The sequence below is a fragment of the Mesorhizobium sp. B2-4-19 genome, assembly GCF_006441315.1.
Classification (GTDB): domain Bacteria; phylum Pseudomonadota; class Alphaproteobacteria; order Rhizobiales; family Rhizobiaceae; genus Mesorhizobium.
On the sequence record NZ_VFUV01000007.1, the window covers coordinates 23,340 to 38,918 of the forward strand.

The 15,579-nt window shown below is 64.3% G+C and carries 14 protein-coding genes; 7 read left to right on the forward strand and 7 right to left on the reverse strand.

Annotated elements, in window-relative coordinates:
- Nucleotides 1-7 precede the first annotated feature (7 nt).
- From FJ546_RS13970 to FJ546_RS13995, 6 genes are all read left to right on the forward strand, one after another.
- The gene (locus FJ546_RS13970; protein ID WP_140889875.1) at nt 8-832 is read left to right on the forward strand and encodes a carbohydrate ABC transporter permease; all 825 of its coding nucleotides are present in this window, start codon (nt 8-10) and stop codon (nt 830-832) included.
- A gap of 58 nt (nt 833-890) precedes the next feature.
- Entirely contained in the window at nt 891-1,895 is a 1,005-nt protein-coding gene (locus tag FJ546_RS13975) for an ABC transporter ATP-binding protein (protein ID WP_140889876.1), read from the forward strand.
- Nucleotides 1,892-2,662, forward strand: coding sequence for an L-iditol 2-dehydrogenase (locus FJ546_RS13980; protein WP_140889877.1), 771 nt, complete (start codon nt 1,892-1,894; stop codon nt 2,660-2,662). The genes FJ546_RS13975 and FJ546_RS13980 overlap by 4 nt, the downstream gene beginning before the upstream one ends.
- A gap of 154 nt (nt 2,663-2,816) precedes the next feature.
- Nucleotides 2,817-4,295 carry a mannitol dehydrogenase family protein gene (locus FJ546_RS13985; RefSeq protein ID WP_140889878.1) on the forward strand — a complete coding sequence of 493 codons (1,479 nt, stop codon included), beginning with the start codon at nt 2,817-2,819 and terminating at the stop codon, nt 4,293-4,295.
- A 15-nt stretch (nt 4,296-4,310) separates the two neighbouring features.
- On the forward strand, nt 4,311-4,994 hold the full coding sequence (locus tag FJ546_RS13990) for an HAD-IA family hydrolase (RefSeq protein WP_140889879.1): 684 nt from the start codon (nt 4,311-4,313) through the stop codon (nt 4,992-4,994).
- Nucleotides 4,991-6,577 carry an FGGY-family carbohydrate kinase gene (locus FJ546_RS13995; protein WP_140889880.1) on the forward strand — a complete coding sequence of 529 codons (1,587 nt, stop codon included), beginning with the start codon at nt 4,991-4,993 and terminating at the stop codon, nt 6,575-6,577. Before FJ546_RS13990 ends, FJ546_RS13995 begins: the two co-directional genes overlap by 4 nt.
- A 5-nt stretch (nt 6,578-6,582) precedes the next feature.
- On the opposite strand, the gene ugpC is transcribed toward FJ546_RS13995, so the two are convergent.
- The 6 genes from ugpC to FJ546_RS14025 form a co-directional block, all read right to left on the reverse strand.
- The gene (ugpC, locus tag FJ546_RS14000) at nt 6,583-7,662 is read right to left on the reverse strand and encodes a sn-glycerol-3-phosphate ABC transporter ATP-binding protein UgpC (RefSeq protein ID WP_140889881.1); all 1,080 of its coding nucleotides are present in this window, start codon (nt 7,660-7,662) and stop codon (nt 6,583-6,585) included.
- Between the two features lie 2 nt (nt 7,663-7,664).
- Nucleotides 7,665-8,711, reverse strand: a complete 1,047-nt coding sequence (locus FJ546_RS14005) for an NAD(P)-dependent alcohol dehydrogenase (protein WP_140889882.1) — start codon at nt 8,709-8,711, stop codon at nt 7,665-7,667.
- Nucleotides 8,712-8,726: 15 nt separating this feature from the next.
- Nucleotides 8,727-9,539: a carbohydrate ABC transporter permease gene (locus FJ546_RS14010; RefSeq protein ID WP_140889883.1), complete on the reverse strand. Its 813-nt coding sequence runs from the start codon at nt 9,537-9,539 to the stop codon at nt 8,727-8,729.
- Entirely contained in the window at nt 9,536-10,402 is an 867-nt protein-coding gene (locus FJ546_RS14015) for a sugar ABC transporter permease (RefSeq protein ID WP_140889884.1), read from the reverse strand. The genes FJ546_RS14010 and FJ546_RS14015 overlap by 4 nt, the downstream gene beginning before the upstream one ends.
- Before the next feature lie 130 nt (nt 10,403-10,532).
- Entirely contained in the window at nt 10,533-11,765 is a 1,233-nt protein-coding gene (locus FJ546_RS14020) for an extracellular solute-binding protein (protein ID WP_246686849.1), read from the reverse strand.
- A gap of 282 nt (nt 11,766-12,047) precedes the next feature.
- Nucleotides 12,048-12,965, reverse strand: coding sequence for an AraC family transcriptional regulator (locus FJ546_RS14025; RefSeq protein WP_140889886.1), 918 nt, complete (start codon nt 12,963-12,965; stop codon nt 12,048-12,050).
- Between the two features lie 251 nt (nt 12,966-13,216).
- On the opposite strand from FJ546_RS14025, the gene FJ546_RS14030 reads away from it, so the two are divergent.
- Nucleotides 13,217-14,620 (forward strand): MATE family efflux transporter, encoded by a 1,404-nt coding sequence (locus FJ546_RS14030; protein WP_140889887.1) that lies wholly within the window; start codon nt 13,217-13,219, stop codon nt 14,618-14,620.
- A gap of 33 nt (nt 14,621-14,653) precedes the next feature.
- Here FJ546_RS14030 and FJ546_RS14035 read toward each other — a convergent pair whose 3' ends face one another.
- Nucleotides 14,654-15,517: a dienelactone hydrolase family protein gene (locus FJ546_RS14035; protein ID WP_140889888.1), complete on the reverse strand. Its 864-nt coding sequence runs from the start codon at nt 15,515-15,517 to the stop codon at nt 14,654-14,656.
- Nucleotides 15,518-15,579 lie beyond the last annotated feature (62 nt).

Here is a 15,579-nt window from a genome sequence, read left to right on the forward strand (position 1 = left end):
GGACAAGATGGCCCGTGCAGTCACCACCCAGCACAAGACGATCGCGACGGTAGCCGCCTGGATTGTCGCCCTGCTGATCTTCTTCCCGATCCTCTATACGATCATCACCTCGTTCAAGTCGGAACAGGAGGCGATCCAGGGCTTCGCGCTGATCCCGTCGGGAACTTTCGAGAGCTATACCGAGGTTCAGGCGCAGAGCGGCTACTTCAAGTTCTTCTTCAATTCGGTGCTGCTCTCGGTCGGCTCGACCGTCCTGGCCCTGCTGGTCGCCATACCGGCGGCATGGTCGATGGCGTTCTCGCCGACCAAGCGGACCAAGGACATTTTGATGTGGATGCTGTCCACCAAGATGATGCCGGCGGTCGCGGTGCTGTTCCCGATCTATCTGATCTTCCGCGACACCGGCCTGCTCGACAGCCGCGTCGGCCTGATGGTCATGCTGATGCTGATCAACCTGCCGATCGTGGTGTGGATGCTCTACACCTATTTCCGCGAGATCCCCGGCGAGATCCTGGAAGCGGCGCGCATGGACGGCGCCTCGCTGTGGAACGAGATCATCTATGTGCTGACCCCGATGGCGGTGCCCGGCATTGCCTCGACCATGCTCTTGAACATCATCCTGGCCTGGAACGAGGCGTTCTGGACGATCCGTCTGACCACCACGGAAGCAGCGCCGCTGACCGCCTTCATCAGTTCGTTCTCCAGCCCGCAAGGCCTGTTCTGGGCCAAGCTTTCGGCCGCCTCGACGCTGGCGATCGCGCCGATCCTGATCATGGGCTGGTTCAGCCAGAAGCAGCTGGTGCGCGGCCTGACCTTTGGCGCCGTGAAGTAAGCCGTGGCGTAACGTGACGCTCAAGAACGTCGGACAATAACCCCTCGGGGAGGAAACCATGGGAAACATCACGCTCAAGAACGTCTCCAAATCGTTCGGGTCGACGGTCATTATTCCGGGCATTGACCTGGTGATCGAGAATGGCGAGTTCGTCGTCTTCGTCGGCCCGTCCGGGTGCGGCAAGTCCACGCTGCTGCGGCTGATCGCCGGGCTGGAGGACACCAGCGGCGGCACCATCAACATTGACGGCCGCGACGTCACCGGCGAGGCGCCGGCCAAGCGCAAGCTCGCCATGGTGTTCCAGTCCTACGCGCTCTACCCGCATATGACGGTGGCCAAGAACATCGCCTTCCCGCTGAAGATGGCGGGCGAGGACCATGCTACCATCGACCGGAAGGTGAAGGACGCGGCGCGCGTCCTGAACCTCACCAATTATCTCGAACGCCGGCCCGGCCAGCTCTCCGGCGGCCAGCGCCAGCGCGTCGCCATCGGCCGCGCCATCGTGCGCCAACCCTCGGCCTTCCTGTTCGACGAGCCGCTGTCCAACCTCGATGCCGCCCTGCGCGGCACGATGCGGCTGGAGATCAGCGAACTGCACCACCAGCTCAAGACGACGATGATCTACGTCACCCACGACCAGGTCGAGGCCATGACCATGGCCGACAAGATCGTCGTGCTGAATGCCGGCAATATCGAGCAGGTCGGCTCGCCGATGGAGCTCTACAAGACGCCGCGCAATTTGTTCGTCGCCGGCTTCATCGGCTCGCCGAAGATGAACCTGGTCGAAGGCGCGCCGGCCGCCAAATATAGCGCCAAGACCATCGGCATTCGCCCCGAGCACATGCAGATTTCGACCACGGCGGGCGAATGGAAGGCCACCGTCGGCGTTGCCGAGCATCTGGGCTCCGACACCTTCCTGCATGTCCAGACCGACGGCGTCGGTCCGCTGACGGTACGTGCCGACGGCGAACTGGCCGTGCATCATGGCGATACCATCTACCTCACGCCCGACAAGGCCAAGCTGCATCGCTTCGGTCCCGACGGCAAGGCGATGGCGACGTGAGGCTGAAAGGCAAATCGGCGCTGATCACGGGATCGGCGCGTGGTATCGGCAAGGCCTTCGCCGAAGCCTATGCGCGCGAAGGCGCTGTCGTCGCTGTTGCCGATATCAATCTCGAGGCCGCGCGGAAGACAGCGGCAGACATCGGCGACAAGGCCTATGCGGTCAAACTCGATGTCACGGACCAGACCTCCATCGACGCCGCGGTGAAGGCGGTCGAGACGAGGACCGGCGGCCTCGACATATTGATCAACAACGCCGCTTTGTTCGACCTGGCGCCGATCGTCGAGATCTCGCGGGCGAGCTATGAAAAACTGTTCTCCGTCAATGTCGCAGGCACGCTGTTCATGCTGCAGGCGGCGGCCCGCTCGATGATCGCGCGGGGCAGAGGCGGCAGGATCATCAACATGGCAAGCCAGGCCGGACGGCGCGGCGAGCCGCTGGTCGGCGTCTACTGCGCCACCAAGGCCGCTGTCATTTCGCTGACCCAGTCGGCCGGGCTCGACCTGATCAAGCACCGCATCAACGTCAACGGCATCGCGCCTGGAGTCGTGGACAGCGACATGTGGGATCAGGTCGATGCCCTGTTTGCCAAATATGAGAATCGGCCGAAGGGCGAGAAGAAGCGGCTTGTCGGCGAAGGGGTGCCTTACGGCCGGATGGGCAGGCCGGAGGACCTCGCCGGCATGGCCGTCTTCCTGGCCAGCGACGAGGCCGAATACATCGTCGCCCAGACCTACAATGTCGATGGCGGCCAGTGGATGAGTTGAGGGGGGCGGCCTCTGCTTCTCGTCCCTCCGCGAGGAGCAGAGGCCGATATCCGAGGCCGCATCGGCCTCATAAGCATATGCCGTCCCTTACCCTCTCCAGAGAGGACGGGAGGGGCGGAGTAACGAGGCCGAAGCCGGCCAAAGGGTAAAACAGATGACCGTGAAACTCTCGTCTTCAAACCTCTCCAGCCTGCCCGGCAATGTTGCCGTTCCGAAATACGACCGCTCGAAGCTCAAAGCCGGCATCGTGCATTTCGGCGTCGGCAATTTCCATCGCTCACACCAGGCGGTCTATCTCGACGATCTGTTCAATTCAGGTGTCGGCCATGACTGGGCGCTGGTCGGGGCCGGCGTGTTCGAGGGCGAGAAGATCGGGCGCGGCAAGCTCCAAGAGCAGGACTGGCTGACCACGGTGGTCGAGCAGGATGAAGGCCATATGAGCGCCCGCGTTACCGGCGCCATGATCGACTTCCTGGTGCCCGGCGATGCGGCCGGCATCATCGAACGGCTGGCCGACACGGCGATCAAGATCGTTTCGCTGACCATCACCGAAGGCGGCTATTTCATCGACCCGGCGTCGGGCGTCTTCAACCCGGCCCATCCGGATATCGTCGCCGACGCGCAGCCGGGCGCGACGCCGAAGACCGTGTTCGGCATCATCCTGGCCGGACTGCTGCGCCGGCGCGACGAGGGCACCGTGCCGTTTACCGTGATGTCCTGCGACAACATCCCCCATAATGGTCATGTCACCTCGGACGGCGTCATCGGCCTGGCGCGGCTGATCGACGAGGATCTGGCCAGTTGGGTGAGCAGCAACGTCGCCTTTCCAAACGGCATGGTGGACCGCATCACGCCGGCCACCACAGACCGCGAGCGCGGCATACTGGCCAAGGATTTCGGCGTCGAGGACGCCTGGCCGGTGTTCTGCGAACCGTTCCGGCAATGGGTGCTGGAAGACCGCTTCACCGATGGCCGTCCGCAGTTGGAGAAGGTCGGCGTGCAGTTCGTCAAAGACGTTGCGCCCTACGAATTGATGAAGATCCGCATCCTCAATGGCGGCCACGCAACGATCGCCTATCCGGCCGGGTTGATGGATATCCATTTCGTCCATGAAGCGATGCAGGAGCCGCTGGTGCGCGGCTTTCTCGACAAGCTCGAGCATGACGAGATCATCCCGACCGTGCCGCCGGTGCCGGACACAGTGCTGGAGGACTATTACCAGCTCATCGAGAAGCGCTTCTCCAATCCCAAGATCGGCGATACCATCCGCCGGCTCTGCCTCGACGGCTCCAACCGTCAGCCGAAATTCATCATCCCGACCATCGCCGACCGCCTGAAGGCCGGAAAAGGCGTCGCCGGCCTGGCGCTGGAATCGGCGCTGTGGTGCCGCTACTGCTTCGGCACATCAGACAGCGGCGCCGTCATCGAACCCAACGACCCGAGCTGGGACCGGCTGCAGACGACGGCAAAGGAGGCAAAGGAGGCGCCCGCCGCCTGGCTCGCCATGGAGGATATCTATGGCGATGTCGGCCGTGCCACGGCATTCGTCGAGGCCTTCGGCCATGCGCTTGCCGTGTTGTGGGCGAATGGCGCGCGCGCCACGCTGACCCGCTACATCGCCGGCAAGCTCTGAGAGCCATCAGCCATCATGACGCCTGAACTGGTCATCTTCGACTGCGATGGCGTTCTGGTCGACAGCGAGGCGCTCTCCGTTTCAGCGTTGCTCGGCATGATCGAACTTGCCGGCGGCACTGTCAGCGAGGACGCTGCCTACGAGCATTTCCTCGGCAAGAGCATGAAAAGCGTGCGCGAGATCCTTGCCCGCGACTTCGGCCTGGAGATCAGCGATCAGCATTTGACCGCCATGCGTGTCGACCTGATGCGAAAATTTCGCGAGGAGCTCAAGCCGATCCAAGGCGTCAAGGAGATGTTGCCGAAGCTCGGCCTGCCGTTCTGCGTCGCCTCTTCGGGCACGCTCGAGCGCATCCGCTATGCGCTCGACGTCACCGGTCTGCTCGGGTTGATGGAGCCGCATCTGTTCAGCGCCGCCATGGTGGCCAGGGGAAAGCCGGCGCCCGACCTTTTCCTGCACGCCGCCGCCAGCATGCAGGCGCATCCGCGCAAATGCCTCGTCATCGAGGACAGTCCGGCCGGCGTCGCGGCGGCGCGCGCCGCCGGCATGCGCGTCCTTGCCTTCACCGGCGGTGCGCATGCCGGCAACCCCGCTTTGAAAGCGCGGCTTGCGTCGAGTGAACCGGACTTTATATTCGCTGACATGCTGCAATTGCCCGATCTGATTGCAGGCCTGGGAGCGAGAGTTAGAGCATCTTGACGAAACAGTTTGTTTGCGCGGTCGATGTCGGCACCGGGAGCGCTCGCGCGGGCATTCTCGATGCCAGTGGTACCTTGCTTGGCCGCGCCGATCGGCCGATCGCCATGAACCAGCCAAAGCCCGATCATGCCGAGCATGATTCGCGCGATATCTGGTCGGCGGTCTGCGCCGCCGTACGTGCCGCCCGTGAAAAAGCCGGCGTCGCCGCGCAAGATATCGTCGGCATCTCCTTCGACGCCACCTGCTCGCTGGTCGTGCGCGACCGGCAAGGCGATCAGCTCAGCGTTTCGACCACCGGCGAGAAGCGTTGGGACACCATCGTCTGGCTCGACCACCGCGCCATTGCCGAAGCCGACGAATGCACGGCGAGCAGCCACGAGGTGCTCAACTATATCGGCGGCGTCATGTCGCCGGAGATGGCGACACCGAAGCTGATGTGGCTGAAGCGCAATCTGTCAGATACGTGGAATGAAGCCGGCTATCTATTCGACCTGGCCGATTTCCTGACCTGGCAGGCAACCGGGTCTCTCGCTCGCTCGCAATGCACGCTGACGGCGAAGTGGACCTATCTGGCGCATGAAGACACCGCCTGGCAGCGCGATTTCTTCGAGATCGTCGGCCTCGACGATCTTTTTGAGCACGGCAATCTGCCGGAGCGGGCCAGTCCGGTCGGCGCCGACCTTGGTCCGCTGACGGCGCAAGCGGCGGCGGAGCTCGGCCTGACGGAAAGCTGCCGGGTCGGCGCCGGGGTCATCGACGCCTATGCCGGCGCGCTTGGCGTGCTCGGCGGCTTTGCCGGCGACGAGCAGGACATCAGCCGGCATCTGGCGCTGATCGCCGGCACGTCGAGCTGCGTCATGGCGATGTCGCCCGACCCGCAACCCTTCGCCGGCGTCTGGGGACCCTATTACGGCGCGGCGCTGCCGAAGCTGTGGCTGTCGGAAGGCGGCCAGTCGGCCACCGGCGCGCTGCTCGACCACATTATCCGCTGGCACGGCGCCGGCGGCGAGCCGGACGCCGCCATGCATGCCAAAATCGCCAAACGGGTCGCCGAACTGCGCGCCGCCGAGGGTGAGACCCTCGCCGCAAGATTGCATGTGCTGCCGGATTTTCATGGCAACCGTTCGCCGCTCGCCGACCCGCATGCCGTTGGCGTCGTCAGCGGGCTGACGCTGGATTCGTCCTTCGACAGCCTGTGCAAGCTCTATTGGCGCACCGCCGTCGGCATCGCGCTCGGCCTGCGCCATGTGCTGGAGGCGCTGAACGAGAACGGCTATCTGATCGACACGCTGCATGTCACCGGCGGCCACACCAAGAACCCGCTGCTGATGGAGCTCTACGCCGACGCCACCGGCTGCACGGTGGTCGAGCCGCTGGCCGACGAGGCGGTGCTGCTCGGCACCGGCATGGTCGCCGCCACCGCCGCCGGGCTCTTCCCCGACCTCAATGCCGCCTGTCTTGCCATGCAGCAAGGCGGCAAGAGGCGTGCCGCCAACCCGGCCGCCGGTGCCCGCTTCGATCGCGACTACCGTATCTTCCTGGAGATGCACCGCCAGCGCCAGGCGCTCGACGCCATCCGGTAGGGCTCCTACTGCTTGCGCAGCGACGCGCCTGACGTGGCATTGAACAAATGGATGGCCTCTTCCTCGAATGTGTAGCGGACAGGGGCATTCAGCGCCGGGCATTCACGTGCCGGGACCAGCGCGCTGATCTCCTTGCCGCCGGAGCCGAATGTCACCAGCGCATCATTGCCGTGGAATTCGATGAGATCGGCCGTGCCTTGCAATATGCCGGCGGCGCCGGCCGTCTTCAGGTCCGGCGGCCGGATGCCCAGCACGGCGCGGTCGCCATGCTGCAGATGGAAACCCCGGCCCTCGATCGAAAGAACCGTTCCGGCGCCGGTCAACGTCCAGCCATTGCCTGAGCGGCCGACCGTCACCTCGACGAAATTCATGTTCGGCGTGCCGATGAAGCCGGCCACGAACATGTTGGCGGGGCGCAGATAGATTTCCGCCGGCGCGCCGATCTGTTCGATGACACCCTCTTTCAGCAGCACGATGCGGTCGGCCAGCGTCATCGCCTCCAGCTGGTCATGGGTGACGTAGACGGTGGTGGTCTTCAGCGACTGGTGCAGGCGCGCGATTTCGACGCGCATGTGGTTGCGCAATTTGGCGTCGAGATTGGAAAGCGGCTCGTCGAACAGGAACACTTTCGGCGTCTTGATCATCGCGCGGGCAATGGCGACGCGTTGCTGCTGGCCGCCGGAAAGCTCGGCCGGCTTGCGGCCGAGATAAGGGTCCAGCCCGAGCGTCCTCGACACCGCGTCGACCCGCTTGCGGATCTCGGCCGCCGGCACCTTCTGGCGCCGCAGCCCGAAGGCGATGTTGTCGAAGATCGTCATGTGCGGATAGAGCGCGTAGTTCTGGAATACCATGGCGATGCCGCGGTCGCCCGGATCGAGGTCGTTGACCACCTTGCCGCCGATCGAGACCTCGCCGCCGCTGATGTCCTCCAGCCCCGCCAGCATGCGCAGCAAGGTCGACTTGCCGCAGCCGGACGGGCCGAGAAACACGACGAATTCGTGCTCTTCAATGCTGAGGTTGAGATCGCGGATGACCGTGGTGGCGCCATAGGCCTTGTCGACATGGGAGCAAACGATCGCGGACATGATCATCCCTTCTCGCCGGTGAGCAGGATCTGCAGCTTGACGTCTTCCGGATTGCCCTCGGCAGCGCGCTCGAATGCCTTGATGCTGTCGGCGAAATCATAGGTGCCGGTGATCAGCGGCTTAAGGTCGACCTTGCCGGAGGCGATCAGTTGCAAGGCGCGGTCGAAGATGTTGGCGTAGCGGAACACCGTCTCGATGCGCACCTCCTTCGAGATCGCCGCCGGCACGTTGAGGGCCACCGGTTCCACCGGCAGGCCGACCAGCACCACCGCGCCGCCCGGCCGCACGACATCGAACAGATCGGCGAAGGCCTTCGGGCTGCCGCTGGCCTCGAAAACGATGTCGGCACCCCACTTGTCGGTCGCCGCCGCGACCGCGTCGACCAGCGACTGCTCGCCGATATCGACCGGCACGATGCCGGCGTACTGCGCGGCGATCTTCAGCTTGGGCGCGGAAAAATCGGAGATCAGCACTTTTGAACAGCCGCCTGCCAGGGCGGCAAGGGCGATCATGATGCCGATCGGGCCGCAGCCGACGACCACGGCGACATCGCCGGGAACGATGCGGGCTCGGCTTGCCGCCTGCATGCCGATGGCGAAGGGCTCGACCATCGCGCCCTCGGCGAAGGAGACATTGTCCGGCAGTTTGTAGGTGAAGGCGGCGGGGTGCACCGCATAGGGCGCCAGCACGCCATGCACCGGCGGCGTCGCCCAGAAACTGACGTCGGGGTCGACATTGTAGATGCCGAGCTTCGTCGCACGCGACGACAGGTTCGGCACGCCCGGCTCCATGCAGACGCGGTCGCCGACCTTGAACGTCTCGACATTGGCGCCGGTCTCGACGACCGTCCCCGCGGCTTCGTGGCCGAGCACCATCGGCGCGCGCACGACATAGCTGCCGATGGCGCCATGCGTGTAATAGTGCACGTCGCTGCCGCAGACGCCGACCGTGTGTATGGCTATCTTGACGTCGTCCGGTCCGACATCGAGCGGCAGCGCGATCTCGCGCAGCGACAGTTCGCCTTTTTTCTCAAGCACCAGTGCCCGCATCGGGAAATCCTCACATCAAGTCTTTTTTTGCCGGAAAACGGAATTCAGGAAGCCGCTGAGCACGCCGAGGAACAGCAGCGGCGGCAGCGACAGGAGCACGACCGAGGCGTTGAGAATGCCCCACGGCACGTTCATGCCTTGCTGGGAGAGTTCGGACGCGACGATCGGCAAGGTCTTGGCGTTGGAGCTCGACAGCATCAGCGCGATCAGGAATTCGTTCCAGACCAGCACGAAGCTGAAAGCGACCGCCCCTGCCAAGGAGCGAGCCGCCACGGGCAGCGCGATGCGCCAGAACACCGAATAGGCACCGTAGCCGTCGACGAAGGCGGCTTCCTCGATCTCCTTCGGCACGCTCTGGAAGGCCGGGATGGCGAGCCACATGATCACCGAGATGGTGAGCAGCGAATAGGTGATGATCAACGCCGGCAAAGTGTCGTAGAGACCGACCTGCAGCCAGATCACCATCAGCGGGATGGCCACCGCCACCGGCGGCAGGAAGCGCAGCGACAGGACGAAGAACTGAATGTCGCCGGCCCAGCGGTTGGGATAGCGCGCCACCGCGTAAGCCGCCGGCAGGCCGAGCACGACGCCGATCAGCACGGCCGACCCGCAGGCGACGACCGAGTTGTAGAGCCCGGTCAGCACGCTGTCGCGGCCGAGAATGTAGCCGATGTTGGCCCATGTCGGCGTGAACACCAGGCGCGGCACGCGGGTGATGATGTCGACATTGTTCTTGAGCGCATTGAGCGCCGTCCACAGCAGCGGAAACACGGCCAGGAACCCAGCCAGCGCCAAAATGGCCTTGCCGATCAGTCTGCCGGGCGTCATGCCTGCACCCGCTTCCACAGCATGGTGAAGGTGATGACGGTGGCGATCATCATCAGCACGGCCATGGCCGAGGCGTATGAAACCTTGCCGGATTCGATGAAGCCTTGCGAGAAAGCGTACATGTCGAGCGTCTCGGTCGCCACGCCCGGTCCGCCGCGCGTCATGACATAGATCAGGTCGAAGGAGCGCAGCGATTCGATCATCTTGACGAACATCAGGCTGATCAGCGGCGCCTTCAGCATCGGCAAGGTGACATAGGCGTGAATCTGCCAGCGTTTGGCATGGTCGAGCCGCGCCGCCTCGATCGGCTGCGGCGGCAGGGTTTCGAGCAATTTCAGCACGATGACGGCGAAGAACAGCCCCCATTGCCAGACATCGACCGAGGCGACGGCGAACAAGGCTGTCGCCGGCTTCGACAACGGGTCGAAGATCATCCCGCCGGTGACGAGCCTGTAGGGATAGGTGGCGATGCCGTAGAGCGGGTGGTAGGCGAACTTCCAGACGAAGGCCGCCGAGACGCGCGGCAACAGCACCGGAATGATGAAGAGCAGGCAGTAGACATTGCGCAGGCGTGGGCTGGCGGCCTCGAACATCAGCACGCCGAGCCCGATCGCCACCACCATGGTGGCGACGACGGTGACGATCTCCCATTTCACCGAGACCCAGACCGCGTTGAGGAAGCGGCGGTCGAGGAACAGGTCGACGAAGTTCGACAGCCAGACCCAGGAATAATCGGGCGTGCTCAACTCGCGGTTCTGCAAGGCGATGACGATGGCGTAGAGCGTCGGCACCATCGACAGCACCAGAAGGATGGCGATGGTCGGAACGACGAAGGTGACAGGGAGCGACGTGCGTCGGGCCATGGGCATCTATCCTCGCTTGCGTCTCGGTCGTGTCGGCATGATTTTCTCGTTGGGCAAAGTCCCCGCGGCGCGCAGGTCCTGGCATTGCGGACAATGCCGCGGACCGCGCGCCACGGGCGGGAGGATGGCGCTATTTCTTCTTGGCCAGCTCGTTGGCATAGGCATCGAGCTCGTTGAGGCCGCCCTTGATGTCGGTGCGGGTGCCCGTCACCAGTTCCTCGAGGATGATGCCCCAGCGGTCGCCGAGATCGGGCCAGCGCGGATCTTGCCAGAAATTGACCGCGGTGACCTTGCCGGTTTCGGCCAGCGCCTGGCCGAGATCGGCGCCGTAGATGTCGGCGAACTCCTTGCTGGCCAGGATGCTGGTGCGGTTCAGCTCGCCGAACTGGTGGGCGTCGAGCCGGCGCTTCTCGTTTTCCTTCGATGTCGCCCAGGCGATGAACAGGCCGGCGCATTTCTTCGAGGCATCGTCGGCATTGGCCTTCGCCGCGATGGCGAGGCCATGGCCGTAGCCGCCGCCGGGCAGCGGCGAGGGCGGCGGCAGGAAGCCGATCTTGCCGACCACCTGGGAGGTCTTCGGATCGACGGCCATGCCCGACAGCGGCGTCGATTCGACGAGGACGGCGACCTGGCCCGACAGGAAGGCGCCGGTCGATTCATCCCAGCTGCCGGTCTGCGTGCCGGGTGCCGAATCCTTGAACAGCTTCAGATAGGTCTCGGTCGCCTTGACGGCGGCGTCCGAGTTGAATACCGGCTTGCCGCCATCGAACCATTGGCCGCCATAGGCCTTGAAGAAGGGCATCCAGCGCCAGACATTGGCGCCCGAGCCGCGTGCGCCGCGCAGCGCGATGCCATACATGCCCTTGTCCGGGTTGGTGAGCTTCGGCACGTCGGCGATCAGTTCGTCCAGCGTCTTGGGCGGCTGGATGCCGGCGGCCTCGAGCACGTCCTTGCGGTAGACCATCAGGTCGCCGCCGCCGGTCAGCGGCGCGAACCAGACCTTGCCGTCATAGGTGGCGACCTTCTGGCGGCCGGGGTCGAAGTCGGCATAGTCATAGTCCGCCGGGTAATAATCGGTCAGCGGCACGATCCATTTCGACGAGGCGAACAAAGCGACATTGGCTTCGTCGACATAGTAGACGTTGTAATTGCCGACCGTGGACGCATCGGCGCGTGATTTCGCCCGGCGGTCGTTCTCGTTCAGATAGTCGATCTGGAAGCCGGCGCCGGCAAGCTTCTCGAACTCGGCCTTGGAGTCCTCCAGAAGCGTCAGGCCGTCGCGCGGCTGCGCCAGCACCTTGACAGGCGCCGAGCAGACCGGCGCCTGCGCCAGCGCGATGGTTGATACGGTAGCGGAAAGCATGAAAGCTGCGCCCAAGCCCGCAGCGAGCCGAATTGGTTTCATTGATTTTTCTCCTCCAGGAACATTCGCAGGAAGCGCAAGTCCTCGGGCTCCGCGATCCTCACCATCGCCCGAGCGACAAGCCACCCATCGCCAAAATGCGGAGTTCAACCGGGCCAAGCTAGAAGCCCCGTTGCAACAAACCTGTACTTTTATGCATTGTGCAGCGCAAAATCTGGTGCTCTGCAACGAAGTCCGTCACATGAGTATCGATCGCGTGAAAGCCGCTGATTTAGGCTGTGCTTATGCGCGCATCGTCAGGCGCTGGCGCGACAGCTTGCGATAGGAGGACGGCGTCATCTTGTGCTTGCGCAGGAAGGCGCGGTTGAAGTTGGAGATGTTCATGTAGCCGACCTGGAAACAGATGTCGGTGATCGCGACATCGGTGTCGGCCAGGAGCTTGCAGGCTTGCCAGAGCCGGAGCTTGGCGAGGTGGTCGCTGAAGGAGTTGCCGGTGTTCTTCTGGAAGAAGCGCGAGAATGTGCTCTCGCTCATTCCGGCGCGTTCGGCAACGTCGGGCAGCCTCAGATCCTCGGCGAAATGCTGGAACAGATAGGTCAGGGTGCGCTGGATGATGTCGAGCGAGGCGGCGTCGAGAACCGGCGAGAAATCCGGCGACGACAAGAGCTCGTATTCGTCGGTTTTGGCCAGGAGGTCGACAAGTTCGAGGAACAGGCAGAGACGGGCGAGCCCATGCACGGTTCCCATCCGCTCCATCAGTTCGGCGCCTTCCAGTGCCGTGCGGCCTTGAAAGACCATGCCGCGCAGCGACCGCTCGAGGAACGGCTCCAGTTCGCGCAGTTCCGGCAACAGTCCCGCCGAGCCGCGCAGCCTCTGCGCATCGAATTGCAGGACGATGTCGCGACCTTCGATCAACTCGCCCGGCTGCACCGCCGTCACCCAATCATGCGGCAGGCCGCCGCCGACGATGGTCAGGTAGCCCGGCCCGAATTCGCCGATGTGATCGCCGACCAGGACCACGCCGGAGGATTTCCGCAGCAGGTGGATTTCGTATTCCGGATGGAAGTTCCAGACATTGCGTTCCCAGGGATAGTCATCCAGCCGCCACAGGAAACTGTCGCTCGCTTCGGTGACGATGTGCTCGAAAGCCGGCACCGTGCGCGGAATCGCGGCCGTGTTTTTTCGCTGCCTGAACGCCATCCATTCCTCCCGGGGGGTTCCCTGGCTGCCGGTCTCCACGGCAATCCCTAACAGCCAGCGGCCGGTAAGGGAACGAAGCGACGGCCCCCTGGCATGGCGCTGGCTCAATCGGTGCCCGCCCCTCCTCCCTTGCCATCATGTCGCATTTCGTTCAATAGACGGCGCAAACGCCGCGAAACCGAAGGTTTTGCCGTTTGCAATGCGGCTTCCGGCCTTGTGCCGATGCGCCGCAACCTTGAAAGAGCGGAACAATGTCTGCGATCGAAGCCGGCGCTCGCGCGCCGGAAAATCTTTGGCGTCAGGAAATCAGGGCGACGCTGGCGCTCGCCTGGCCGATGGTGCTGACCAATCTCGGCCAGACCGCGATGACGGCCACCGACGTCATGATGATGGGCAGGCTCGGGCCGGATACGCTGGCCAGCGGCGCGCTCGGCGCCAACCTCTATTTCATGCCGCTGATCTTCGGCCTCGGCCTGATGCTGGCGACGTCGCCGATGATCGCCACCGAGCTTGGCCGCCGCCGCTATTCGGTGCGTGACCTGCGCCGCACCGTGCGCCAGGGCCTGTGGCTGGCGATCCTGATCTCGATCCCGATCTGGATCGTGCTCTGGCACGGCGAGGCGCTCCTGCTGGCGATGGGCCAGGAACCCGCGCTGGCGCATCAGGCCGGCATCTATCTGCGCTGGCTGGAATGGGCGGTGCTGCCTTTCTACGGCTATATCGTGCTGCGCTCGTTCATCTCGGCGCTGGAGCGGCCGGGCTGGGCGCTGATCATCGTGTTCGTCGCCGTCGCCTGCAACGCGCTGTTCAACTGGGTGTTCATGTTCGGCAATCTCGGTGTCCCGGCCATGGGCATTGCCGGCTCGGGCCTTGCCACATCGCTCTCCAGCACGCTGATGGTCATCGGCATGGCTCTCGTGGTGATGCTGGAGAAGAAGTTCCGGCGCTACCGCCTGTTCGGCCGCTTCTGGCGGTCCGACTGGCCGCGCTTCAAGGGCCTGCTGCGGCTCGGCCTGCCGATCGCCGGCATCCTCGCCTTCGAGGTGACGATCTTCAACGCGGCGGCCCTTTTGATGGGCCTGATCGACGCGGATTCGCTTGCCGCGCATGCCATTGCCATCCAGATCGCCTCGATCTCGTTCATGGTTCCGCTCGGTCTCAACCAGGCGGTGACGGTGCGCGTCGGCCTTGCGCATGGCGCCGGCAATCCGGAAGGCGTGTCGCGTGCCGGCTGGACCGCCTTCGTCATCGGCGTCTCGTTCATGGCGCTGATGGGGCTGGTGATGGTGCTGTGGCCGCATCTGCTGATCAGCGCCTTCATCGATCTCGCCAACCCAGCCAATGCCCGGGTGATCGCGCTTGCCGTGTCGTTCCTGGTGTTTGCCGCACTGTTCCAGGTCTTCGACGGCGCGCAGGCGGTGGCCGCCGGCATGCTGCGCGGCCTGCACGACACCAAGGTGCCGATGATCTATGCGGCGATCGGCTATTGGGGCGTCGGCCTGCCGCTCGGCGTGCTGCTCGCCTTCCATTCCGGCTTCCACGGCGTCGGCATCTGGATCGGCCTGTCATCGGGGCTGGCGGTGGTGGCGGCGCTGCTCCTGGCGCGCTGGCTGCGCCGCGACCGGATCGCACCGCCGCTCGCTTTCGGGCATTGAAGCGGACGGCTGCCGGGTAACCTTGTGGCCTTCCTATTGCTTCAGCATGGCGAGGAAGTCAGGCACGTCCTTGAGTGCGGCCGCCCGTGCTGCCGGATTCAATCCGGCATGGGCCACGCCGTCGCCATTGGCGGTGTAGGCCAGCCCATGCAGTTCGTGCAGTTTCTGCGCCTCATTGTCGAAATCATGATAGGCGCCGGGATAGAGGATGAGCTTCACGCTGTCGGGGTTTGCGTCCGCCAGCGCCTTGCACGGCTTGGCCGGTGTCCAGTCGTCCGCCTGGCCCATCACGATCAGCAGCGGCACACGGGTCGCCCAATCGCCTTTTTCGGCCGGAGCCGTGCAGCCCGGATAGAAAGCGACCGCCGCGCGGAAGTCCGGCGAATCCGGCTTCGGAGTATCCTTCGGCCGGACCGTGTAAAGAACGGTCGAGCCGCCATTCGACCAGCCAAGCAAGGCGATGGCGGCAGGTCTCACATAGGCCAGCGTCTGCAGATAGCGGCGGGCGGCATTCGCATCCTCCACGCGCTCGCGATAGGGTTCGACCTCGCGGTCGCCGTTCTTGCATTGCGGACCCAGATCGCGCGAGCCGAAACTGTCCGGAAAGATCACGACATAGCCGAGAGCGGCCAGGCGCCGGCCCCAATCGGCATGGCGCGGGCCGAGTTCCGTCTTGTTCTTGCTGCTCCACAGGCCGCTGCAGCCATGCATGGCCACGACCGCCGGAAACGGCCCTTGGCCTTGCGGCTTGAACAGCATTGCGTCCAGCGTCGCCGGCTCGTTCTTGCCGTCGGCCGGTATGCTGACGCGATCGGGTTCCTGGGAGGTTGCCGCGGCCGGCTGTGTCATCCAAAAGGCAAACAGGCCCGCGAGAGCGACACGATATTTCGCCTGCATCGCCAAAGCCCCTCTCTCCCGGAAAGCCGTTGCGCTCACATTGAGGCGCGACAGGGCCTACC

Excerpts from the sequence above, each read along its gene's own strand:
- FJ546_RS13970 (WP_140889875.1), top strand. The coding sequence starts at position 8 with ATGGCCCGTGCAGTCACCACCCAGCACAAGACGATCGCGACGGTAGCC.
- FJ546_RS13975 (WP_140889876.1), top strand. The coding sequence starts at position 891 with ATGGGAAACATCACGCTCAAGAACGTCTCCAAATCGTTCGGGTCGACG.
- FJ546_RS13985 (WP_140889878.1), top strand. The coding sequence starts at position 2,817 with ATGACCGTGAAACTCTCGTCTTCAAACCTCTCCAGCCTGCCCGGCAAT.
- FJ546_RS13990 (WP_140889879.1), top strand. The coding sequence starts at position 4,311 with ATGACGCCTGAACTGGTCATCTTCGACTGCGATGGCGTTCTGGTCGAC.
- ugpC (WP_140889881.1), bottom strand. The coding sequence starts at position 7,662 with ATGTCCGCGATCGTTTGCTCCCATGTCGACAAGGCCTATGGCGCCACC.
- FJ546_RS14005 (WP_140889882.1), bottom strand. The coding sequence starts at position 8,711 with ATGCGGGCACTGGTGCTTGAGAAAAAAGGCGAACTGTCGCTGCGCGAG.
- FJ546_RS14010 (WP_140889883.1), bottom strand. The coding sequence starts at position 9,539 with ATGACGCCCGGCAGACTGATCGGCAAGGCCATTTTGGCGCTGGCTGGG.
- FJ546_RS14015 (WP_140889884.1), bottom strand. The coding sequence starts at position 10,402 with ATGGCCCGACGCACGTCGCTCCCTGTCACCTTCGTCGTTCCGACCATC.
- FJ546_RS14020 (WP_246686849.1), bottom strand. The coding sequence starts at position 11,765 with ATGCTTTCCGCTACCGTATCAACCATCGCGCTGGCGCAGGCGCCGGTC.
- FJ546_RS14025 (WP_140889886.1), bottom strand. The coding sequence starts at position 12,965 with ATGGCGTTCAGGCAGCGAAAAAACACGGCCGCGATTCCGCGCACGGTG.
- FJ546_RS14030 (WP_140889887.1), top strand. The coding sequence starts at position 13,217 with ATGTCTGCGATCGAAGCCGGCGCTCGCGCGCCGGAAAATCTTTGGCGT.
- FJ546_RS14035 (WP_140889888.1), bottom strand. The coding sequence starts at position 15,517 with ATGCAGGCGAAATATCGTGTCGCTCTCGCGGGCCTGTTTGCCTTTTGG.